Here is a 23,301-nt window from a genome sequence, read left to right as displayed (position 1 = left end):
TGATGAGATTTCCAGTTAATCTACTCCCAAGGGGATCTCATTACTATGAAGAAACGATACACCGAAGAGCAAATCATCAAAGCGATCAAACAGCATGAAGCGGGTACCAAAGTGCCTGATATTTGTCGCGAGCTGGGAATATCTGAAGGTACTTTCTACAACTGGCGGTCAAAGTATGCTGGCATGGAAGTCAATGAAGCTAAGCGCATGAAGGATATGGAGGCGGAGAACGCCAAGTTGAAGAAGCTTCTTGCAGAAAAGCTACTTGAAGTGGAGGCCATGAAGGATGTCTTGTCAAAAAAGTGGTAAAGCCGGCTGAACGTAAGCCTGTCGCCAGTTATCTGGTCGAAACGTTTGGCTTGAGCGAGCGCCGTGCTTGCTGGCTTTCTGGTATTAGCCGAACAGGCTATCGCTATCGGGCTAAGGGCTACGACGACGATGTTCTTCGGAAGCGACTGAAAGAGCTAGCAGCACAATACAGTCGGTATGGCTACCTCTTGCTACACGGGTTACTGAAAGCCGAAGGGTTGGTGACTAACAAGAAGCGAACCTACCGTGTTTACACAGAGGAAGGACTGCAGGTTCGTACAAAAAAGCGTAAAAAGCTCACGCGCCCTGTGCCTGTGATGGACTTACCTAAGCAAATCAACGAGCGCTGGTCTATGGATTTTGTATCAGATCAACTGAGTAATGGTAGACGTTTCCGAATACTAAATGTAGTTGATGACTACAGTCGCGAACTGGTCGGACAGCTGGCAGAGTTTTCTATTAGTGGAAATCGCGTAGCCCGTTTCTTAGATCAACTAATCGAGACCCGTGGTAAGCCTGAAAGTATCACTTGTGACAACGGTACTGAATACACCAGCAAAGCCATGTTCTTCTGGAGTAAAGAAAATCAGGTCAAACTCAACTTTATTCAGCCTGGCAAGCCAACGCAAAACGCCTTCGTCGAAAGCCTAAATGGCAAGTTTAGAGACACCTGTCTGAATCAGCACTGGTTCCGAACAATAGAGGAAGCCCGCTACGAAATAGATCAATGGCGTGCGCACTATAACCATGAGCGGCCGCACAGCTCATTAAATTACATGACGCCAGTAGCCTACGCGGCACAGGCAGCATAAGGCAAATATCTCATCGAGGGAGTGGTATTAACTTAGGGGAAAGGTCATTTTCGGAACAAACATTACTGAATATCACCTAACAAAAGGGAGCCATCTCAAGAATTACTTGATCTAATTTTCTTTAAGAAAGCATCTTTTGATAGCAAGAAATTCTGCACGATTAGATTTGAAGATAAGCAACCAGATCTCGCCCCCTTTGATAGTAAACCAGTTAAATCACTCGATACTTTCAAGCGAAAAGCTCAGCGCTTATCTTTATTAAGCGCCGTGCTCGCACGCATTAAACTGCTTTACTCGCGGAAAATCGTGCTCTGGGTCAGCGACATGTCGGATATATTGAAGACTGGTATAAACACCTACGACACCAATCACTTCCAGCAAAGCTTTTTGGCTGAAACCTTCCGCTATAGCGTTGTCTATCGCGTGTTTAGAAACGCGACCTCTATTACGAACTAGTTCATTGGTGTAATCAAGTAGCGCCTGATTGCGAGGGCTCTGTGCGCGTGCGGACAGGGCTTCGACTAAATCTTCTTCGCTCAGTTTATGCATTTTTCCAATCTGCATGTGGACGTTAACGCAATAATCGCAATGGTTCAGCGCCGAGGTTAGCATTGCAACAAGCTCGGTTTCAGCAGGTGTTAACTCAATGGATTCAGACAGCTCTCTATTGAAGGCTGCGATGCCTTTTAGTACGTTCGGCCCATTCGCAGTTACTTTAAAAAGATTAATTACCGCTCCGAATTGAGACTTAGCTTCGTTAAGTGCTGCGAGGGCTTCGCTGGAAGCGGTTTCCGGTTGAATAGCATTAAACATATAGACTCCTTGATATTTGATAAAAACAACTTGAGGTATTGATATTATTTTTAAAATAACTAAAAATATAGTACGCACCTTTTGGTAACCATAATTTTTGTCAAATAAATGTAGAATTCAGGGTTTCGTCATGTATGAACTACCTAAAGATCGTACGAAAGCACAGCCAAATGTTTTCAACGCGAAATGTCCAGCACGTTGTCTATTGACCTTTCTAGCCGGAAAATGGCACTTACTGGTGATTGATGCGCTAGCTAAAGAACGCTGGCGAAATGGAGAGCTGATGCGGAAAATCGAAGGCATTTCTCAAAAAATGCTAACTCAAACCCTGCGCGAACTCGAGAACATGAACCTAGTGCTTCGCATAGACATGGGCACCGTTCCACCCCACGTCGAATACGAGCTCACTCCGCTCGGACAGGATCTCAGGATGAAAATCTGCACCTTGGATCGCTGGATAGAAGATAATATGTTTGAATTGATTCGAGATAACGACTCGGTGCCTTTGGATTATGTGTAGAGACTGCCTTCTGCATGAAACCGTGGCTTTTCTTTTTCTTTTTCTTGTTCCCACCAGTCCTGCTTAAGCTGGCTGGTTGTTGCTGGAAACTGTTCCTCTAAAACCTCCATATGAACTATTCTGTCCGTGCGAAAGTGCCTGAATCCTTCTCGTTTTTCGCACCATGCGACAGCGAGTTTAACCGTTTCGAAATAGGCAAGCATAAAAGGCCAAATAGTTCGCAGGCTAACCTTGCCAGCTCCATCTGTATATTCTATTTTGACTTTCTTTCGCGAGCGCATTGCTTCACGCAAAACCTCAGAGTCTATCGTATCGGAGATGATAGGCGTAAGGCAGGGGGCAACAACAACCAAAGAGTCAGCAACTTGTTTTAGGTGCTGAGGTACGACATCGTTTAGCTTTTCAACCAAGCTTCTCGCGCCGATCGAGAGTTTCTCATCACCACGCTCGGCAACCCATTGAGCCCCTAAAAGCGCAGCCTCCAGCTCATCTAACGTAAGCATCAAAGGAGGCATGTCGTAGCCATCTCTCAAAATGTAACCAATGCCTGCCTCCCCCTCTATTGGAATGTTCTGTGCCTGAAGCTCTGCTATATCTCGATAGATAGTGCGTAACGAGACCTCCAGCTGCTCACATAATTGTTGCGCAGTGATCGGCCGCTTGGCCGATCGCAAGGTCTGAATAATACTAAAGAGTCGTCTTGTCGCTGACATAAGGCCCTGATCACATTTCTGGTAATGACTTTTTAACGCCATCCATTTCTAGCATGGCCTTGTACCACCTTCCAGTGCTTTCCCCTGTGGGAAGTTCGTCTGCTAAACCCAGATGAAATATATTAGAGACAAGCGCAAGATCGGCGATGGTCGGCCTTGCGCCGCAAAGAAACTGCGAATCAGCAAAGGTTTCCTCTAGCAGAGGCGACAACTCTACCATTTTTTCTTGCCCTTGCTTGATGGCATCTTGATCAGCGTCCTCTCCCATAAATACTTTGTTAAGCACAATACCGAGAACAGCGAGAGATAAACGGCATTGAATCCAGTCCAGCCACTGATCTACAGCCGCTCGCGTATCAGCATCCTGAGGGTACCAAACTTCCAAGTCATGCTTGTTACAGAGATAGCGTAGTATCGCATTTGACTCATGAATCTTAACATTATCGGCAATTAACGTGGGAACCTGATGATTTGGATTGATCTCCAGATATGTTGGAGACATATGCTCACCATTCATCATATCGACGTTTTTAAATTCGTATTCTAATCCAGTCTCTTCTAATAAAGAAACCACACGTCGACTGTGCTGTGAGAATGGAAAGCCATAAAGTGTATACATAAAGATATCCTTAAGTTAGGGTTTGAATGATAAATATACGTGCCGAAAGATTAACAGAGCACTGCTGTCACCTCCTGTCAGCAGTCTTTGTTAGACGTCAACTATCTTGTCCGGCCCGCGACAACTATGATGGCCGGTTAGGTGCTTTTACTTTTACTGCTTTTTGCTTGTGCTAACTGGTGCTGCTTTCGATAGCTTTCCCCCTCAAGTTCGATAATTGTCGCGTGGTGTATTAGCCGATCGACAGCTGCCACTGTCATCATGCTGTCGGGGAAGATCTGATCCCATTCACTGAAGGGCTGGTTGGCGGTGATGATCAGGCTGCCACTTTCGTAACGATGGGCGATAAACTCAAACAGCACATGTGTTTCAGCATCGGTTTTCTTCACATAGCCAATGTCGTCAATGATGATGACCCGGTATTTATCCAGTCGGGTCACTGCCGTCATCAGGTCAAGATCCCGCTTGGCTTGCTGCAAGAGCTGAACCAGTGCGATGGCCGGAAACAGCTTGCAGCGCACTCCTTGCTCAACAAGCCGGTGACCCAAAGCGTTGGCTATGTGGGTTTTGCCGGTACCACTGGGGCCAATCAGCAGGACGTTATCCGCGTTGTGCGCCCAGTCTGTATCTTGTTGCAGTTTGGCCAGTACCGCTTGATTGGGTCTGCTCAAGCTGCTGTTATCCAAGGCTGTGAAGGTTTTACTGGTTGCGAGCCTGGCTTCGCGTATCCATTTTTGAGTCCTGCGCTGATAACGATCAGATAGCTCGTACTCACATAGAGCCGCCAGGTAGTCGGTGTGGGACCAGCTTTTCTCCACAGCCGTGTCCCACAGCGACTGGTAGTGCCGAACAAAGGCCGGCAGCTTCAGCTCTTTTAATAGCAGGGCGACTGAATCGCTCACAACACCACCTCCTGCGCCAGATCTAGCAGCCGGCTATCGCCCGTTATCGTTGACAGCAGCTCGTCATAGCTAATCAGCTCATGCTGGGTGGAGGTGGCTTGCAAGGTGGGTTGATGGCTGGTGAGGTAGCGGGCCTGAAGCTCCGTAATTGTCGCGAACTTGCCGGCTTTAGCGTGAACCAACAAGTCCTGCCCTAGCGCCTGCTCATCATCGTATTCATAGGCTAGCCTGAGTACGGTGACGATCCACTTACAGGCCTCGCGAGCCTCCAGCTGCTGATCGGCATGACGCCAAAGCTGGCGGTAGTTGTCGTCGGGCAAGAGATCATCGCGCAGCTGAGAGTAGCGGAACGCCTGAGGTTTGGACGCCAGTGAGCGGATGACGTGCTTGTAATTGATACAGCGGGCACGGCTCTCTCCTGGCTTAGGGTAGATACGTGGTAGCGTTAGTGCCTGCTGCTGCCCGATGTGCAACACCAGCTGGTCATGATGCAGCCTGACCTGAACGCGCTCACCGATTAGCCGCGAGGGCACGGTGTAGACCACGCGCCGGACCTCTATGGTCGAAGAGCGTGTGACTTTGATATTCAGCGTTTGGTAATCGGCGGCCTCATGACTAGGTAAGGGCTGTAAGGCCTGCTGCTCTTCAGTAAAACGCGAGTGAGAGCGGCGATTGAGTTTGGATGCCACCTGATCAATGAACGCTTGGTAGGCCTCAATGCTGTCAAAGTCATGGTGCCCGCGCAGCTTCAGTTGCTGCGACAGGCGACGTTTTAGCGACCCGTTGGCGCACTCAACCACACCGTTTTCATGTGACTGCCCCAGGTTATTGCGGGTGGGCTGCATCCGATAGTGTGCACATAACTCGCCATAGGCGTCGGTCCAGACATTTTGTCGATTGTTGCGTGCTGCACTTAAGCTGTCGGTGCGGTGCTCAATCGGGCTGCCACCGGCCTGTTGCAAGGCTCGCTGTAGCCCGCAAGCAAGAGCAGCATAGCTTTCTCCACCCTGCACCACGGTAACCGAGCGCCAACCGCTGTAGGCCAGGCGGAACTGATACAGCAGGTGTTTTAAGGGCGTCCCTTGGATAGTGATCGGGCTGTCAGGGTGAGTGAAGTCAGAGAAACCCTGCTGTGCAATGGCCGCCTGCTGGCGGAAGATAACATCCTGATCGGGGCCATTCAGTGCTTTCCATTGTTTGACCCGTCGCTGCAAGGTACGCAGAACACGCTGGTCGTAATGTTCCGGGTAATGCTCTTCCAGATATTCCAATAAGGTCGTGCCGGAGCAATACCTCCAGTTCGGTACTCCATACCGCGTTAAGCGGGTCTTCGCGTGTGCGCCAATCTCTCTGGGTTTGAATGCAAGGTGCGCCTGATTTTTCGATGCGTCGTCCAGAGCGGACGGAAATTCCTGCCTTAGCGGCCGCCACTTCCTGGCTGGCGCCGTCTTGTCGATGCTGCATGTACAGCTCCTCTTGTCGGTTGGTTATGTGTTGACCCGGCACTCTGTGCTCCAAAGTGGAAAACAAAGTACCTATTGTCACACCCAACCGGCCAAGATAGTTGTCGTCAACCGGTCACCCTAATTGTCGCCGAACACATAAGCTTGTGCCGCAGAACGAATATACTGCCATGTCATTGGCGGGACTTGCTGGCGTTGATATTCCTGAAATCAAATTGGTAGAGTTAAACAAGCTCGACAACCTACCACACATTAACTTACCTGACGAAAAGTATGCCTTTGCCATCAAGCGATTTGATCGCTCCAGCATTGAACACACGCCAAGCCAGCGCATTCACATGGAGGATTTTGCTCAGGTTCTCGTAAGATATCCTCATGAAAAATATACCTCATCCAATTATGAACACATCGGGAAGATCATTTATGGTTTCTCCGGTGATGGGTTGGCCGACGCGCAGCAGTTTGCAAGACGGTTGCTGGTGAATATCCTCTTAGCTAACGGTGATGCACATTTAAAGAACTGGAGCTTTCTCTATCCTAACAAAGTCACCCCGCGGCATTCACCTGCCTACGATATCGTTACCACGAAGGTGTATATGGAAAATGAAACTAAGTACGCGCTAAATCTCGGCAAGACTAAAGAGTGGCACTCCGTCTCCAAGAGACATTTTCAGCTATGGGCAGATAAAGCCGGCATACCATGGCGGGCGATAGAGCCTCATTTAGATGACACAATGACAAAAGCTAGAGCGCTTTGGCCCGATTCTCTGAACAAACTGCCAATGGACGAAGCACATAAAGAAACGCTCAAAACTCACTGGAGTGGGCTACAGCAAGACTTTAAAATAGAGACATAAAATTGATGGCAGACACAGATCCTCAGCTCAAATAACGAAAGCCCTCCGAATTACGCAAACTAGAAGTTAGGCCACCACATGCAAAATTGACATCATCAAAGCCGGCCTGCAACTTAGTTAAGTTATTAACGGCCTATACCACTTAGTAAAGTTTATCGACACATCGAAGCCATATTCCGCGACTCAACAAAGCAGAAGCGCTCACCCCTCTTTTTTTTCGAAACTCCACGTGTCTGTCGGCGGATGAAAACTAAATGTGTGACCCTGTTCTCCTGCTGTAGAAAAAGATGGAGATAGCGACCAGCCACATATTGATCACACCGAGTTTTGTAAGATAGGTTCTTCTGATGAGAAATTAACGGACGGAACCGGACTATGGCTAAACCAAATTTTCGTATGTTATGGGATGCGTTCCCTGATCACATTAACTACCCCACGCTCAAGGATTTATACACCAGCCTAGGTGGCACTGCAGAAAAAAACATCAATGTGCCTGGTTTCGGGCCGAACGGAAACACATGCGCAAGTAGATTAAGTGTTGCCTTCAATAATGGTGGCAGCCCTATTCAACAGGACATTTCAGATGCTGTTGGCGCCACAACACTTGGAACCGAAAATAATTCAAGAATCATTTTTAGAGTTGCCGACCTAAGAAAGTACCTCATCAAAACACTAGGAGCACCCTCAATTGATGATGTCTCCCCCTTTGACGACACTTTTAAGAAAAAGAAGGGGATTGTCGCATTTAGCGTAAATTGGACTGGCGCAACAGGTCACATCGCCCTGTGGGACGGCGCCTCGTATCGTGAGCCCAGCTATGACAATTATTCAACCTACATAAATAGCCACGAGCCATCAATTAAAACATCACGAGGTGAATTTTGGGAATTAGCGTAATAAAAACGTCGCTACTGGCACTAACCCTGTCATCGGCTCTAGGTTGTTCATCGTCTTTTTCGCGAAGCGATAAACCATCGGAAAATACCATTCTCAAAGACATCAATAGCTATGCGATCGCAAGCTGCTACACCTTTCTTACCGAGCCATACTTAATGGATCAAGGTGACGCCTTTGCGTCGGCGGTTTTACAGCGCTCGCAACTACACCCAGATGAACTGACAGGACTAATTGACGCGGTTAAAATTTTCAGCGAGCAAAACCCATTGCCAGTTGTACGTAGCGAGAACCTAGCCGATGGGGACAAAACGCTGCCTGTTCTATTTTGTACTGAAGTAATCTATGACAGTGCTGTAAGAACAGAAATTGATAAATTGCGCGCAAATTATCATTAACGTTAACCGCCTTACAAACAATAGCAACAACCCACAGCACAAATAAAAAAGGGCCGTCCTATTAAGGACGACCCTTTCGTATTTTGGTAGCGGGGGCCGGATTTGAACCGACGACCTTCGGGTTATGAGCCCGACGAGCTACCAGGCTGCTCCACCCCGCATCAACGTCGCTGGTTGGCGTTGGTTAGTAACCTTGCCACCAGAGGCTGCGCATTATAGGGAGGGCCCCTACTGGGGTCAACCCCTTTTGTGAAAATAAAATTTGTACAGTTTTCAAGCACTTGGCTTGGGCCATGGTTTAGCGTGGCGCTTAGACTACTATTTAAACGTATCGCTTGAAACCCGATCAAGATAGGCCTGAACGCACAGATACAGCACCACGCCATTGGTCAGATGCCAGAGAAAGTGCAGCCCCAGGGGCCACAGCGGGCATACCAGCGAGTCTAGGGTACGGAAGCACAATGCCAGCGTAAAGCAGGCCACGGCCAACCACAGGGCCTTAGGATGACGCTAGCTGTGACCATAGTGCGACGTCGCGAGTATGGACAAAAATACCAGTGCGGCGATGTAGGTCTGAGAGCCGTTTAACGCAATAGGCAGTGCACTGCACAGTGCACCACAAGCAAAAAATGCCGACATTGCAGCAATCACTTTAAGCCTACCCAACCCCATGGCTAAGCGCATATAGGCCGCCAGAAACACCAATTGGAATAACGAAATAGGAATGATGTCGGCCAGCATAGCGGGCTTCGAGGCGAGCGTATGAAAGGCGAAGCTACCAATGCAGATGGCCAGCAGCAAAACCATCAACACCATGCTAACCACTCGGTTGGCGTTACTCAGTGCGGGCCAGTGCCGGCGTAGCACCGGGACCAACAATAAAAAAGCCGCGAAAAAAGACAAATTAGTCAACGCGTTCACCGGCTCCGACCAAAACGCCGGCCCGTTGCGCTCGCAGTAGATATCAATCATATACCCGGAACTTATAACCCTGATTTGTTTCAGTATATCGTACACTGTCACTTCATTGAGTAATGCCCCTGGCAAACTCGCAATCAATGGCTGTTATTGGAGCGCGCCGCCATCAAACCGCAACATTTTTCCAACCCGCCCCTAGAATCTACACTGGCCATTGGCGCAACCAACGCCACCAATATTCGGGCCTGGTACCGCACCGGTAGTACCGGCCGCTTTGAGCTGCGCTGGGGACTGGAAGATTCCAGCCAATGCGATGGCCAACTGGCTGTCACCGTAAGTGATGACCTGGCGGATTACACCGGCAGTGAGATTCTTGAGCCCCTGCAAGCCAGCCAACGTTATTGGCTAAAACTGTGTGATGAGCAAGGCCAGGTATTGGCCCAAGGCAGCTTTCGCACCGCCGCCAGCGATGACTGCGAACCCGAAAAGTTTAGCCTGGCCTTAATGAGCTGCCACCAACCATTTGAAAATAATGGTGATATTCGCTCGTCTTCGGAAGACATGCTCACCGCCATGCACAAGGTGCTTGAACAGCACCAGGTGGATCAGGTCATTATGGGTGGCGATCAAATGTACTCTGACATGCCCGGCACCATGTCTTTGTTTGATGATGACTATTTTAAAACCGTCGCCCCAGAGGGCAAACAAACCATATTGGAATGCAGCGCCGAGGAGGTTCGCCAATTATTTCACCAGCGCTATCGCCACTTTTGGAATGTGCCCGGGTGGAAAAAATTATTGGCCAACTACGCCTGTTACCCCGCCATTGATGACCACGATATTATCGATAACTGGGGCTCAGCCATTGAGCACAATCAGCCACAATGGCAGAACTTTCGGCAAGGCGCCTTCCAGGCGTTTGTGGATTACCAGGGTTCGCTAATTCATCACCCCAGCCAAGTACCGCCACCGAGTTTCGATTTTGCCAGCGAGTTCGGCAGCATTGGCACCTACTTTTTGGATATACGCTCCAATCGCCGGGTGGGTGATAGCCCTCGCATCGTTAGCAGCCAACAACTGGAAGATTTAAAACAGTACCTGGCCAACAACGGCGATAAAGAATTTTTATTTTTAGTGTTATCCGTGCCTTTGGTGCACTTGCCAAAGCCGCTCACCCGCTTGGCGGCCCGCATAACGCCAGAGGGAGAAGACTTCTCCGACCGCTGGTCCACTCGCGGCCACCGCCACGATAGAGACTTGATCGCAGCCATGCTGCACCAGCATCAGCGAGATTACCCCGAGCAAAAAATGGTGTTACTCAGCGGCGATATTCATATTGGCTGTGTGCACAGCATTAGCTGGGAAGACCAACCGCCTAATTTGTACCAGTTTATTTCCAGCGGTATCACCCACGACACCGGCAAGGTGATTCAATTTTTATCGAGTTTGATTATTCGCACAAAACGCACACTGCACGTAAAAACCGGGCCACACGCCAAGGTTCAGTTATTGCCCGGCGTAGACGATGACAAGAGCAACCCCTGCGGAGATATGAATATGGGCATTGTGGAAATTACCCGCAATAAAGAAACCGGCGCACCGCAACTGCAATTTATGCTTTATAGCAACGAACATGGCGAGCCGGTGTGTAAGTTTCGCTCCGAGTTTCTGTAACCAAGCGGTTACAGAATTTTTGAGTAGCGCGCGCGCAGGCTCTGTTGCGCGGCGGCTTTACCCGGCGATAGGTATTCATCAAATACCATACAAATACGGCGAATTAATAACCGCCCCTGATCGGTAACCCTAAGGCCATGCTCGGTAAGCAAAATTAACCCATCGTTTATCATGGGCTTCAGTTGTGCCAGCTCTTGTGCAAAATGCTGCTCAAAATTAATCTTCCATTGCTCACTGATCGTTGCAAAGTCACATTCGAATTGGCAAATCAATTGATTGATAACCGCTCGGCGCAATAAATCTTCTTGATTGAGGCTAAGCCCTTTGGCTACCGGCAGTGTGCCTTGGCTAAGCGCATTCACGTAACTGGGGATATCTTTGTGGTTTTGCGCAAAGATGGAATCCACAGCACTGATGGACGACACACCAAAGGCGAGCAAATCACAATTACCATGGGTGGCATAGCCCTGAAAGTTGCGCTGCAACGTGCCTTGGCGCTGTGCAACTACCAGATCATCACAGGGTTTAGCGAAATGATCCATGCCCACATAAACATAGTCCGCGGCCTGCAATTGGCCGATGGCGGATTTTAAGATAGCCAGTTTTTCCTGGGCACTGGGCAAGCCGGATTCGTCAATTTGCTTTTGGCTTTTAAACAGATGCGGCATGTGCGCGTAGTTAAATAGCGATAGCCGCTCTGGGTCTAGCGCAATAATATGCTGCAAGGTCTCGGTCATGGTGGCCACACTTTGGTGTGGCAGGCCATAAATTAAATCCATGCTCAGTGATAAAAAGCCTTCGCTTTTGGCCCGTTGCGCCAGCGCCGCCACTTCCTCCACCGAGTTAAAGCGATTTACGGCCATTTGAACCTGGGGGTTGAAATCCTGCACCCCCATGCTCAACCGATTGAAGCCTATCTCTCGCAATACGCCTAGGCTATCCAACGCCAAGCCACCGGGGTGAATTTCAATGGAATACTCACCGCTGTCATCGCCGGCCAAATTAAAATGCTCGGCGGTGACTCGCATTAGCTCGCGCTTTTCGTCGTCACTGATAAACGTTGGCGTTCCACCACCCCAGTGTAATTGATTCACCGGCCGGTGGCTTTCCACCTGCTGCGCGCGCAACGCAATTTCTTTGTGTAACGCGTTTAGATAGGGCTGCGCCCTGCGTTTATTGGCCGTCACAATTTTGTTGCAACCGCAGTAGTAGCAGATGGTGTCGCAGAACGGAATATGAAAGTAAAGCGACAGCGGCCGGCCGGCTTGGTTACTGCGGGCGATGGCGTTGTCCACTTCGGATTGAGGGTAGCCCTCAACAAACTGCGGTGCGGTTGGGTAGGAGGTGTACCTTGGCCCGGCCAGGTCGTAACGGTGAATAAGATCGGCGTTCCAAAGAACGGTTGCACAAGACATAACCAATCACTCGTAGAAAATTTGGCATTATAGGGCTGGTGCAATGGGGGATATTGATTGGCATCAAGCCCGTTTCGTTGGGGTGCCGAATCGGGCTTATGTGCGGCGCTGAAACGGTAAATTTGCCGTTTCAGATCGATAGCTACATTTGGTATAGCTACATATTCGTAAAACTACATTTTGGTAAAGGTATCACAGCGGTTAAGATCGCCGGCTTTAAAGCCCACTTGGAACCACTGCATACGTTGCTCGGAGCTGCCATGGGTAAAGCTCTCTGGCACCACGTAGCCCTGGGCTTGTTTTTGTAGGCGGTCATCGCCTACGGCTGATGCCGCTTTTAAACCCTCTTCTAAATCACCGGGCTCTAATAAATCGCGCTTGTTTTTAGCGTAGTGCGCCCAAACGCCGGCGAAGCAATCGGCTTGCAGCTCTTGCTTAACCGATAACGCATTTGCCTGGGTTTTGCTCACCTGCTGCTTTTGCATATGAACGCGGGAGGAAATCCCCAGCAGTGTTTGAATGTGGTGGCCAACTTCGTGGGCAATGACGTAGGCCTGGGCAAAATCACCCGGTGCTTGGTACTTGTTGGCCAAATCCCGGAAGAAGCTTAAATCAATGTACACCTTTTTGTCGCCGGGGCAGTAAAACGGCCCCATAGCCGCTTGCGCGTGGCCGCACGCTGAGCGCACAGCACCGCTAAACAGTACCAGCTTCGGCTCCTGGTAGCGGGCATTGTTGGCGGCAAAGATTTCGTGCCAGGTGGTTTCGGTATCACCAAGCACTGCAGCCACAAATTGCGCCTGGGGGTCGTTGGTAGGGATGGGTTCACTGGCTGTAGATTGGCTGGCGGTACCGCCCTCTAGCCCGCCCACTAGGCTGTTGATTAACTGCGGGTCAACGCCAAAATACATGGCCACCAAGGCAATGACGATGGTGCCAATGCCACCGCCCAATAGGCCTTTGCCACCCACTTTACCGCCGCCTCGGCGACGGTCTTCTACGTTACTGCTTCTGCGAGTTCTCTGCCAACGCATGGTTTATCCCTTTTACTATTTTCTATCCCACGGTGTTTCCGGTACTTCACGCTCTGTTGCTAACTCCAGCTGAAAGTACTCGTCTCGCTTAAAGTTAAAAATAGAGGCAATGATATTACTGGGAAACTGCTGTACCAACGTGTTTAACTGGCGAATACGCTGGTTGAAGGTGTTGCGGGAGGAAGCGACTTCGGCCTCTACTTGGTTTAACGCTTTTTGCAACTCTAAAAAGTTTTGGCTGGCTTTGAGTTCTGGGTAATTTTCTGCCACCGCCAATAAATTACCTAAACCACGGGAAACCTCGGATTCTTCCTTGGTGCGCTCACTGCGGTCGTCGGTAGCCAGGCGTTGAGCCGTTACGTTTTTCAAGGTATCGGTCTCGTGCTGGCTGTAACCACTCACTGCACTGACCAATTTGGGGATGAGATTAGCACGGCGTTTTAACGCAACATCAATAATGCTCCAACCTTCTTCAATCATGTTGGTGTATTTAATAAAGCGGTTATAGGTGGATACTGCCCAAAACAGCGGCACAATGATGGCAAAAATTATAAATGGCATGAAGTCCGACATACGCAAACACTCCTAGAGTCCTAAACAGCGGACCTAGAGTACACGATTCAAACCGGCGCTGAGAAGCACAGGCCTGGGATTTGCGTAAAATTACACAGGATAATGTAATCTAGCTATTGGTGATCACATCAAGAGTACGACAGTTTTGCCGGGCGATAGAATCCCGCCGGCTGGCTTTACAGGCTCTACGTAAAGAATCGTAAAATGCCATCACTGCGGTGCTGGCCTCCCGGCTGGGCCACTGTTCTATTGCGGCCAAAAGGGTGTTTAACCGCCGAAAATTGCGCCCGGCGAAAACATCCTGAGGTTGTTCCATGGTGGCCAGCAGGCTATCAATGCCCTGGTCTATAACCCGGGTTTGCTCAGGCTGCATGGTCAACACACCGGTGATGTACTCTACCCCCCACTGAAACCTGGTGGCATGGCCATGGGCGGCCTCGTAGGCTTTTTGCAACCAGTGGATGGCCAGGTCGCTGTTGCCCTGATCTCGCGCCAGCTGGGCCAGGCTACTCATAAAATAATAGGGTTGGTGCGAGTTTTTAATCTCTTGCTGCAGCATGTACTCTGCCTGGGCCGGCAACCGCGCGGCCAGCAATACCTGGTAGGCGCGGTTCACATAGGCTTGCCGCGCGCTGCCCTGGGTGGATTTATCCAGCCGGTTGATGTGCTGCAGTAAATCCTGCAGGTCGGCAGTTTCCAGGCTTGTTGCCTCGGGGTTGTCCATCCAATAAAAATACAGTTCTGGGTACCAAGTGCCTATTTGCTCCGGGTGAGAAAGGCGCTGGTCGTAACGCACGGCCTTCATGCCGGCTACCCAACGCATCACCAACTGGGCGCGCTCTTCGCCGGGCTCGGCAATGACACTGAGGATCTCCTCCGACCAAAAGATTAATAAATCTAAATTGGCAATCACTCGGTGCCGATCAGCCAATAACACAGAGAGATATTTATGCACGTTTTGCGCATCTTCCGGGGAGAGGTTTTGTTCGTTTTCGTAGCCTAAAATCAACGCTTGTAATTGCAGTCGATCGGCGGCCAGACGGTTGCCCTTTTCCTCAGCTAAGTGAGCTAATTTGGATAACGTTGATGCGGATACCAAAATGTTTTCTGGTAAATTTTTTTGCCACCAAGAATAGTAGGCAATCTGAGAGAAATCCTGGGCCGTTAACCGAGAGGTACCGCGAGTTAACGCTAGGGTAAGCAGCTCCGAGGTGGGCCGCATGGCTTCTAGGCTGCGCGCCAGCACTTGGTTGTATTGACTAATATCTATGCCTCCAGGAATACGGGTAATTTCTTCACCTTGGGGGTTAAACACGATCATTGTGGGGTAACCTTTTACGGCAAAGGTTTCGCCCCAAGTTTGCGCTCGTTGGGAATCGCCATCCAAATACACCGGGATAAAAAGGCGAGACTGGGTTATAAAATCCAGGCTCTTAAATACCGTCTGTTTAATCTCTTCACAGGGCGGGCACCACACGGCTCCCCAGTACAAAAACAACGGCTTGTTGGCTTGCTTGGCTTCGTCAAACGCCGCCTGAACCTGGCCTTCGTACCAGTGGATTTTACTGAGCGTTAGGGCATCGTTGAATTCTGAGTCTGCAGCGGGCCCGGCTGGGCTTAGTGCCGGGCTGGAGTCTGGTTGCGCCGGCAACGGTTCCTCTGCTGGGCTTGGTACCGTTGGGGACTGCTGGGCTTGAGGTTGCTGGGCTTGAGAGAGCTCGGTTTGGTTTTGATATTCGGCTTTCTGCTCACCGGGCTCGTTTGGCGCTACGGACTTTTGCTCCGTACAGGCACACAGTGCGCAGATCACTAGGCTGATCACAATACGGGGGCACGCAACCAAACGCATAATGGGCTAACTCAACTTCTACTAACAGGACCCCCTGATATTAGCAGACATACGCCAAACTGGCCTGTGTAGCAGGTTGCTTGAAACCCTAGGGCCTGCTCTCTCCTGCGGTTTCCTTGAGCCAATCCTTTACCTGTGCTTGTACCTCTTGCTCCCGGGCGCCCTGTATAGCCAACATTATGCCCTTGCGCTCGTAGCCGCCTTCCACAATCAGTGCTTTTTTAACCCGGCAGTCACTGCACAATTGGTTGATCACAGCAACGCTATCGCCGGCGCCAAAACCGGCATTGGTGTTAAAGGGAAGGATGGTTTTACCGCTAAAATCCCCTTGGCTGAGCAAGGTTTTAAAAGGCGGCGGTAACGTCATATCCCAGGTGGGATAGCCTAAGAATAGCCGTTCGTACTGCGCCAGCCCTGCAAGGTCGTTGGCCAAAGGCGGTAAAAAGCCAAGATCATTTTCCTCATCCACTTGATCTACGTGGGCTTGGTAATCACTGGGGTACGACTGCGCGGGCCGCAGTTCAATCAGGTCGCCGCCTATCTCTTGTTGAATCATCTTGGCCACGGCTTCGGTATTGCCGGTGCGCGTTAAATAAATAATTGCGGTGTTCATTGGCTGCTTTAGCGTCTTTTCGCGGTTAGGTGCTTCGCCCTTTGTGCTTGATCCATTGGCTACCGGGCTGTCGCTGGCATTGATTGCTGCGCTGTACAGTATCAATGCCATTAACTGGCCTAAAAACCCTAACGATATCGACTGCCACACGATCGGCTCCTTACCGGTTAATCATCTTTTGGGCGCGGGCTGCGTAGCGATCACCCTGCACCGGAGCTTGCGCCAAAATAGAGGCAATTTTCTGCTTGTCTGCATCGCTCAAGTCCACTGTTGCGGCACCTAGGTTTTCCTCCAAGCGGTGCAGCTTGGTGGTGCCCGGAATAGGAACAATCCAAGGCGCTTGTACCTGCACCCATGCCAACGCTAACTGTGCCGGAGTGATCCCCTTAGCACTGGCCATCTGTTTCAATAAATCCACCAAAGCTTGGTTGGCAGCGCGATGCTCGCTATCGAAACGCGGCACCGTGTTGCGGAAGTCGGTGCTTTCGAACTGGGTGTTTTGATCGATGGCACCGGTTAAAAAACCTTTACCCAACGGACTGAAGGGGACAAAACCAATACCGAGTTCCTGCAGCACTGGGAAGATGCTTGTTTCTGGCTCTCGCCACCACAGCGAATATTCACTTTGTACCGCAGCCACAGGCAATACACTGTGAGCCCGGCGGATACTCTCTACGCCCGCCTCGGATAAACCAAAATGTTTTACTTTGCCCTCGCCCACCAACTGCTTTACCGTACCGGCCACCTCTTCCATGGGTACGTTTGGGTCTACCCGATGTTGATAGAGCAGGTCAATTCGATCCGTGCGTAGGCGCTTTAGGCATCCTTCCACGGCCCTGCGAATTTGTTTCGGGCTACTGTCAAAACCTTCTACCACATTGCCATTTTTAAAACCGAATTTGGTGGCAATTACCACTTGGTCTCGCACCGGTTTTAGCGCCTCGCCAACCACATCTTCATTTATAAACGGGCCATAGGTTTCCGCGGTATCAAAAAAAGTGACTCCCAATTCTACCGCACGGCGGATTAATTTAATGGCCTCGCTTTTATCGGTGGCAGGGCCGTAACCAAAACTCAACCCCATACAACCTAGACCTAATTCTGAAACCGTTAAACCGGATGCTCCTAACTGGCGTGTTTTCATTTTCCTTCTCCCCCGCGGCAGCGGGCTAACTTGCATTAGGTATATCTTAGGCACTAGCTTAACAACGAACCCAACCCGTGATTAGTCCCATAGACGTGGGTAGACCTATGAATAGCGGTAATGGATAAAACCAACACGGAGGTAGTCAAGAAGAGAGATGCAAGGAAAAAGAGACTTGAAATAGCGAGAGAGATTGTCAGATAGCAGACTGTAGTACCAAACAGTATTACCAAACATTAAAGCCCAGACAATAATGTGCAGCGCCCCGAAGGATCAGGGCGTTAGGTTACCGCCTATTTTAGCGCTACACAGCGGCTGGCCAACGCCGCTTGATAGCGTTGCATAACCCCGGTCATGGCGTCGGCGTCCATGGGGCGGCCGAGGTAGTAGCCCTGCACTTCATCGCAGTCCATGGCTTGCAGAATGCCCAGTTGCTCTTCAGTTTCTACGCCTTCAGCAATCACTTTCATACCCAGGCTATGGCCCATGGTAATCACCGCCGAGGCGATGGCTCGGTCATCGGATTCGCTTTCTAAATCTCGCACAAAAGACTGGTCAATCTTGAGTCGGTCAATGGGAAAACGCTTAAGGTAAGACAAACTGGAATAGCCAGTGCCAAAGTCATCCACTGAAATATCAATGCCGCGCTGTTTCAGAGTTTTTAACGATTTTAAAGTGTTGTCCATATCCTGGGCCAAAAGGCTTTCGGTAATTTCGATCTCTAAGCATTCTCCAGGCAGGTTGTGTTGCTCTAGCGCGTCGAACACCGACTGCTCTACCCCACGGGATTTAAACTGCCGAGTTGAGAAGTTGATGGAGACCTTGATGGACGGCAAGGACTGACTGCGCCACTCATTAATTTGACGGCAGGCTTCGTGCAGCACCCAATGGCCTATTTCCACAATTAAACCGGAGTCCTCTGCCACCGGGATAAATTGCGCCGGAGATACCATGCCCATTTCTGGTTGGTGCCAGCGAATAAGTGCCTCAGCACCAACCAACTGTTGCCCATCAATGGAGTATTTCGGTTGGTAATGCAACTCAAACTCTTGTTTTTCCACCGCCTTGCGTAATCTGCTCTCCAAAACCATACGCTGGAACACCGCTTGGTTCATCTCTGGCGTAAAGAAGCGATAGCCGTTACGGCCTTCGTCTTTTGCCCGGTACATGGCGGTATCGGCTTTTTTCAATAGCTCGTTGTAATCCGAGCCGTCGCGCGGGAACATGGCAATGCCAATACTGGGCGTTACGGCTAGGTTGTGGTTATCCAATTCGTAGGGTTTGATGCACTCTTCCAACACCTTTTGCGCCACATGGGCCGCGTCGTCGGCATCCGCATCTGGCAGTAACATCAAAAATTCGTCGCCACCCAAACGGCCCACGGTATCGGATTTGCGAATGGACCGCTGCAGCCGATTGGCCACTTCTTGCAGTAGTAAATCTCCCACCGCATGGCCCAAGGAGTCATTGATATTTTTGAAATGATCCAAGTCCAAGAATAGCAGGGCCATGGTTTCTTCTTCGCGCTCAGAAACCGCAATGGCCTGCTCCACGCGATCACGCAGCAGGCTGCGGTTAGGCAAATTGGTTAGTTCGTCGTGGTAGGCTAAGTTACTGATGCGTTGCTCAGCTTCTTTTTGATCCGAGATATCCATCTCTTGAATCACTTGGTGTGTGATAGTACCAGAGGAATCACAAACGGCAGATATTACCGCCAGAGCTGGGTACTCCTGGCCACCTTTACGCTTACGCCACCATTCTCCGTGCCAGCTGCCAGTTTGCTTTATGCTGCTGTGAATGTCGCGGTAGAAAGCATCATTGTGTTGGTCGGAACGGAATATGTTGGACGTTTGGTCTATCACTTCATCCAGCTCATAGCCATAGGCGTCGCAAAACGCTTGATTGGCCATAATGACTTTTCGGTTTTCACCCAAAATCAAAATGGATTCGTTGCTTTTGTCAAAAACCGTGGCCGCCAAGTATTCTTTGTCTTCTTGCTCTTTTAGATGTGTGATATCCGATATAAAACCTAACAGACGCACAGGCTCATCCAATGGTGTGCGTTCTGCGGTGATTGCACCGTACATTCTTAGCCAACGGGAGCTTTCATCGCCCTGGTAAATACGCGCATCCAAGGAGAACGTATCTTTTGCTCTATGGTTGTTCGATACACCCAAGGCGGCACTCTCAATGGCGTCTTTAAGCTCCTGGGGTAAGGCGCGGTAAAAAGTGTTGATAGAGCACTCGGCCTCGGATTGCGTCAGGCCCGATAAGCCACGGCTGACATCATCCAAAATCACTTTACCGGTGACAAAATTAATTTCGAACATGCCAGTGTGCGTTACGCTTAAACCGAGCCGTAGTCGCTCCTCGTTACGGGTAAGCTCCAGCTCAGCTTGGCGTTTTTTCTCATCATTGTGTAACTGAGTTAACGCAAACGATACCACTCCGCTGATTTCTTCTACCAGTTCTTGCACCTGCTGGGTGAAGATATCGGGCTGTTTAGAAAGAATTAATATGGAGCCAAAATCCTGACCGGATTGCTTTATCGGTAAAGCCAAGGCAGCGTTGATATCTCGGCTTAAGCAGTAATCTTTAATGCCTTCGCTAAAACGGGAATCCGACAAACAATCGTTAACAACACCACTCTTTTGATCAATCTCTTGCGCGCTAAATCGCAAAGTGGATTCTATGGATTTAGTTAACGACAAATCCATTGGGCTGCTTTCGCGGCCGTCAAAATCAGCCCCTAGCGCGCCGAATTTAAGCCGTTGGTTTATTTGTCCATTATCAAAAGAATAGAACCCGACTTGATCAAAGCCGGGTACTTTGGAGATGGTTTCAGCCACATCGTGCAGTAATGGCGACTGCTCGGTAGCGGTCACCACCAGATAATTAACACGGCTGAGCGTGGCGTACATGGTGGAGAGCGTTTGAATTTTATGCAGGTGCTCGCGTTCTGCGGTGACATCGAGCACGCCGCCCACCATACTCAATACTCGGCCAGACTCATCCAAAGTGGGCGTGAGGCGCATTTTGGCCCAAATGATAGAGCCATCCTCACAGCGATAGCGATAGTAGTCGGTGATTACAGTCTCGGCGCGCTCCGCTGCCAGTTGAAAATAGTGCCGAAGGGCGTGGATGTCATCTGGGTGTACTAGGTTTTCAACGTCGTGGATGGTGACCTGGCGCTTCCACAATTTGAGGATTCGGCGCAGTTCTCCGTTGATAAAAAATTGCTTGGTTTCCGCCTCAAAAATAAACACACCAATGGGTAGCGTTTCGATCAGCGTCGCGTTGCGTGACTCGCCCTTGCGTAGGGCTTCTCTCACTTGCACGTCTTTGCTTTGGTCGCGCACCACCAAGACCACTCCATCCACTTGATCGCCGATGCCGTAGCGCAGTGGCGCTCCGGTTTGTGCAATGGGTAATTTCACCCCGTCTTGGTTCAACAAATACTCTTGTTCGTGGTGCGACACCTGGGTGCCCCTTGTAATGACCTCATCGACGATGGAAGATTTGCCCGGCGCGCTACTTTCTTCTACGTCTAGCCAGTGTACGACGTCGCTTGCCAACAATCCCTGGGCCGCTTCCTCGCTGAAGCCCGTCATCGATTCTGCGGCGGAATTCATCATGGTGATACGGCCTACGGCATCGGTAACAAAAATGGCATCGCCGATACTGCGCAGCGTCGTCGTTAATTGTTGCTCGCTTTGTTCCGCCAGTGTAAGAGTAGTTTGTAACGCATTCTGACGGGCAAAGTTGTCCAGTGCGTGGGAAATATTAGCGCCGATCTTTTCCACGTATTCTTGAATATCGGCAGAGAAATAATCCCGCTCTGGTGATGCTACGCACAGTGCTGCCACGTTCTCACCGTAACAGCGAATGGGCACCACCATGGCGGCTCGAATTTGGCTTATCGTGGTTTGATCTAATGCATCACTTCCATGGAAGACCACCTTAAAGTCGTTGTCTACCAGCGGCTTGCCCGTCGTAATGGCTTTGGCACTGAGACTACCAGCCAAATGTTCATCGCTGTGAAACCGCGTAAACAGCTCTTCTACTGTATTGCTCTCAGCCGACGATAGATACATTAAGGTACTGCGATAATATCCGGGTTCATCGTCGGGCATGGCAAAGGATGAAATACAAAAACCACCGGCTTGCACAAAGATCTCACCCACTACGCGGAACAATTCTTCCCGGTTGGCCGAGTTAACAATGGCAGAATTAATGTCGGACAAGGTTTGGTAAAAGCTGGCGCTGCGTTCTGAATTTTGCTTATGGGTAAGCTCTTTGGTGATATCGGTTAAAAAGGCAACGAATTCTCGGCCACCATGATCATCCGCATTGATTTTTATGATGCTGGTTTGTACCCAGCGATACTCGCCTTGCTTATCCAATTGGCGATGAACAAAATGCGTGTGGGCGTGCTCGGCTAGGTAACGGCGCCAGTCCTTAGGTAGCTTGGCCCGGTCTTCCGGATGAAAGTTATTGACCAGCGCTTCGGCGGATACCTGCTCTTGGTCAATACCGGCATAACGCATCATAGCCGGGTTGACCGAAACTCGGTCGTCATCGAGGTTCATGCGCACGATTCCCACCGGCGCATCTTTGAATAATGTGGTGATGGTGGACTGCCGCTGATGCAGCGTCGTTACCAAGCGCTCTGTTTCTTCGGCCATGTTGTTGAACGCCGAGAAAGTTGGCCGAAGATCACTGTGTGCACCCACCGACGGTAAGCGCACTGTTAAATCGCCCTGCGCAATGGATTGCGCAGCATCATCCAATTGATGCAGTGGTTTTAGTGTTCTGCGCAACACCCACCAAGCCACAGCAAACACCACACAGGCGGCACTGGTGAGTAACACCAATAGACGGGTGACACTGCGCCATAGGGCATCGTAGTAAGGGCTGGCACTGACCTTAAAGTTGATTTGCATGGAATTTTGCGTGGTGAGATCAATGGTACCCTCGGTACCTTCCAAATCCAGCCAATTGATAAACCACTGCGGCGCAAAGGATGGTGGAGTTGGTGTATCACTTTGATAGCGCACTACGCCTTGGCTGTCGGTGACGCGGATATGATCAATGTATAGTAGGCGCTGCAATGCGGAGTTAATTTCGGCGCTAAAATTGGCTGGAGTGCCGGTGCCGCCCTGCACCACCACTTGTTCAATGATGGCGCCTATGTCTTGCGTTCGATGCTCTAGATTGCGCTCCAGATCGGTGAGGTTGATTCTGAGGGTAAAGCTTATCAGCACCAAATGAGCGGCAATAGTTACCAGCAGCACGGCCATTAACAGGCGTACGAACAGACTTCTATTGGCTACGGTGCTCTGGAATCGGTCTAGCAAGCGAACCTCTCCCCAAAAGCAAACAATGAGTTTTTACAGAACATCCTACGTGGTCACCACCCTGTGTGCGCTTTAGCGCCTCCGCGCGCCAAACATCACTTTATTTATCGTTCTCGCTGGGCCCACCAAATACATTAGCCCTGGCTGGTACTACCATTGTCACTGCATTGGCCAATGCCAAAAGCTTGGTGACAAAAATATCGATCATTCCAACATTCTTAATTAGTGTAGCAAGGGATTGAGCTGGTGCCGCATTCCTAGGATAAACGCGCAAATGCACGGACAGTCATCCAAAGTGCCAGCCACACAGGTAGTTACGTTATAAAGAATCGGGAAATATATGAAGAAAAGCAGTATAGCGCGAGCTTAGCGGGTGGTTTTACTACAAGAATTCGCTAGGGTACTGACGGAGTGAGGAACAGAA

General features: G+C 50.1%; 19 protein-coding genes and 1 tRNA gene. 6 read left to right on the top strand and 14 right to left on the bottom strand.

The annotated features are described in order from the left end of the window. Positions 1-45: 45 nt before the first annotated feature. Positions 46-1,121 (top strand): IS3 family transposase gene (locus ACGHM3_RS06105; protein WP_390517716.1). Its coding sequence is split into 2 segments (ribosomal slippage): positions 46-295 and positions 295-1,121, totalling 1,077 coding nucleotides; the frame shifts between segments, so codons are not numbered across the junction. 258 nt (positions 1,122-1,379) lie between these two features. Here ACGHM3_RS06105 and ACGHM3_RS06100 read toward each other — a convergent pair. Further along, on the bottom strand, positions 1,380-1,934 hold the full coding sequence (locus tag ACGHM3_RS06100) for a carboxymuconolactone decarboxylase family protein (protein ID WP_344799467.1): 555 nt from the start codon (positions 1,932-1,934) through the stop codon (positions 1,380-1,382). Positions 1,935-2,064: 130 nt separating this feature from the next. Between ACGHM3_RS06100 and ACGHM3_RS06095 the strand changes: the two genes are divergently transcribed. After that, positions 2,065-2,454, top strand: a complete 390-nt coding sequence (locus ACGHM3_RS06095) for a helix-turn-helix domain-containing protein (protein WP_344799468.1) — start codon at positions 2,065-2,067, stop codon at positions 2,452-2,454. On the opposite strand, the gene ACGHM3_RS06090 is transcribed toward ACGHM3_RS06095, so the two are convergent. From ACGHM3_RS06090 to ACGHM3_RS06075, 4 genes are all read right to left on the bottom strand, one after another. Beyond that, positions 2,445-3,167 carry a YafY family protein gene (locus ACGHM3_RS06090; RefSeq protein ID WP_345426205.1) on the bottom strand — a complete coding sequence of 241 codons (723 nt, stop codon included), beginning with the start codon at positions 3,165-3,167 and terminating at the stop codon, positions 2,445-2,447. The two genes, ACGHM3_RS06095 and ACGHM3_RS06090, sit on opposite strands and share 10 nt — an antisense overlap. A gap of 10 nt (positions 3,168-3,177) precedes the next feature. Beyond that, complete coding sequence (locus tag ACGHM3_RS06085; protein WP_345426203.1) at positions 3,178-3,786, bottom strand: glutathione S-transferase family protein; 609 nt, start codon at positions 3,784-3,786, stop codon at positions 3,178-3,180. A 137-nt stretch (positions 3,787-3,923) separates the two neighbouring features. Continuing rightward, entirely contained in the window at positions 3,924-4,688 is a 765-nt protein-coding gene (istB, locus tag ACGHM3_RS06080; RefSeq protein WP_390517726.1) for an IS21-like element helper ATPase IstB, read from the bottom strand. Continuing rightward, on the bottom strand, positions 4,685-5,959 hold the full coding sequence (locus ACGHM3_RS06075; protein ID WP_345421210.1) for a Mu transposase domain-containing protein: 1,275 nt from the start codon (positions 5,957-5,959) through the stop codon (positions 4,685-4,687). Before ACGHM3_RS06075 ends, istB begins: the two co-directional genes overlap by 4 nt. Before the next feature lie 338 nt (positions 5,960-6,297). On the opposite strand from ACGHM3_RS06075, the gene ACGHM3_RS06070 reads away from it, so the two are divergent. The 3 genes from ACGHM3_RS06070 to ACGHM3_RS06060 all read left to right on the top strand — a co-directional run bounded on the left by ACGHM3_RS06070 (position 6,298) and on the right by ACGHM3_RS06060 (position 8,300). Then, complete coding sequence (locus tag ACGHM3_RS06070; protein WP_345421212.1) at positions 6,298-7,008, top strand: HipA domain-containing protein; 711 nt, start codon at positions 6,298-6,300, stop codon at positions 7,006-7,008. Positions 7,009-7,383: 375 nt separating this feature from the next. After that, entirely contained in the window at positions 7,384-7,905 is a 522-nt protein-coding gene (locus tag ACGHM3_RS06065) for a T6SS effector amidase Tae4 family protein (protein WP_345421215.1), read from the top strand. Beyond that, a complete protein-coding gene (locus tag ACGHM3_RS06060) occupies positions 7,890-8,300 on the top strand; it encodes a hypothetical protein (protein WP_390518284.1) in 411 nt (136 codons plus the stop codon). Before ACGHM3_RS06065 ends, ACGHM3_RS06060 begins: the two co-directional genes overlap by 16 nt. A gap of 84 nt (positions 8,301-8,384) precedes the next feature. Here ACGHM3_RS06060 and ACGHM3_RS06055 read toward each other — a convergent pair. Then, a tRNA-Met gene (locus ACGHM3_RS06055) sits at positions 8,385-8,461 on the bottom strand. Positions 8,462-8,810: 349 nt separating this feature from the next. Continuing rightward, positions 8,811-9,272: a hypothetical protein gene (locus ACGHM3_RS06050; RefSeq protein ID WP_345421220.1), complete on the bottom strand. Its 462-nt coding sequence runs from the start codon at positions 9,270-9,272 to the stop codon at positions 8,811-8,813. Positions 9,273-9,368: 96 nt separating this feature from the next. Here ACGHM3_RS06050 and ACGHM3_RS06045 point away from each other — a divergent pair, with 96 nt between their 5' ends. Further along, positions 9,369-10,892 carry an alkaline phosphatase D family protein gene (locus ACGHM3_RS06045; RefSeq protein WP_345421222.1) on the top strand — a complete coding sequence of 508 codons (1,524 nt, stop codon included), beginning with the start codon at positions 9,369-9,371 and terminating at the stop codon, positions 10,890-10,892. Positions 10,893-10,900: 8 nt separating this feature from the next. Here ACGHM3_RS06045 and hemN read toward each other — a convergent pair whose 3' ends face one another. The 7 genes from hemN to ACGHM3_RS06010 form a co-directional block, all read right to left on the bottom strand. Continuing rightward, positions 10,901-12,307 carry an oxygen-independent coproporphyrinogen III oxidase gene (gene hemN / locus ACGHM3_RS06040; protein ID WP_345421225.1) on the bottom strand — a complete coding sequence of 469 codons (1,407 nt, stop codon included), beginning with the start codon at positions 12,305-12,307 and terminating at the stop codon, positions 10,901-10,903. Between the two features lie 173 nt (positions 12,308-12,480). Beyond that, complete coding sequence (locus tag ACGHM3_RS06035; RefSeq protein WP_345421228.1) at positions 12,481-13,341, bottom strand: neutral zinc metallopeptidase; 861 nt, start codon at positions 13,339-13,341, stop codon at positions 12,481-12,483. A gap of 15 nt (positions 13,342-13,356) precedes the next feature. Continuing rightward, complete coding sequence (locus ACGHM3_RS06030; protein WP_345421231.1) at positions 13,357-13,914, bottom strand: LemA family protein; 558 nt, start codon at positions 13,912-13,914, stop codon at positions 13,357-13,359. A gap of 109 nt (positions 13,915-14,023) precedes the next feature. Then, positions 14,024-15,763, bottom strand: a complete 1,740-nt coding sequence (locus tag ACGHM3_RS06025; RefSeq protein ID WP_345421234.1) for a thioredoxin family protein — start codon at positions 15,761-15,763, stop codon at positions 14,024-14,026. Positions 15,764-15,851: 88 nt separating this feature from the next. Then, positions 15,852-16,526, bottom strand: coding sequence for a flavodoxin (locus ACGHM3_RS06020; RefSeq protein ID WP_345421237.1), 675 nt, complete (start codon positions 16,524-16,526; stop codon positions 15,852-15,854). A 10-nt stretch (positions 16,527-16,536) separates the two neighbouring features. Next, complete coding sequence (locus ACGHM3_RS06015) at positions 16,537-17,520, bottom strand: aldo/keto reductase (protein ID WP_345421240.1); 984 nt, start codon at positions 17,518-17,520, stop codon at positions 16,537-16,539. A gap of 293 nt (positions 17,521-17,813) precedes the next feature. After that, positions 17,814-22,877, bottom strand: a complete 5,064-nt coding sequence (locus tag ACGHM3_RS06010) for an EAL domain-containing protein (RefSeq protein ID WP_345421243.1) — start codon at positions 22,875-22,877, stop codon at positions 17,814-17,816. Positions 22,878-23,301: the final 424 nt, after the last annotated feature.

It is taken from the genome of Halioxenophilus aromaticivorans, from assembly GCF_042850945.1.
GTDB lineage: Bacteria > Pseudomonadota > Gammaproteobacteria > Pseudomonadales > Cellvibrionaceae > Halioxenophilus > Halioxenophilus aromaticivorans.
The sequence above is the reverse complement of the archived record's forward strand: the minus strand, read 5'-3'. Positions and strand labels throughout refer to the sequence as shown.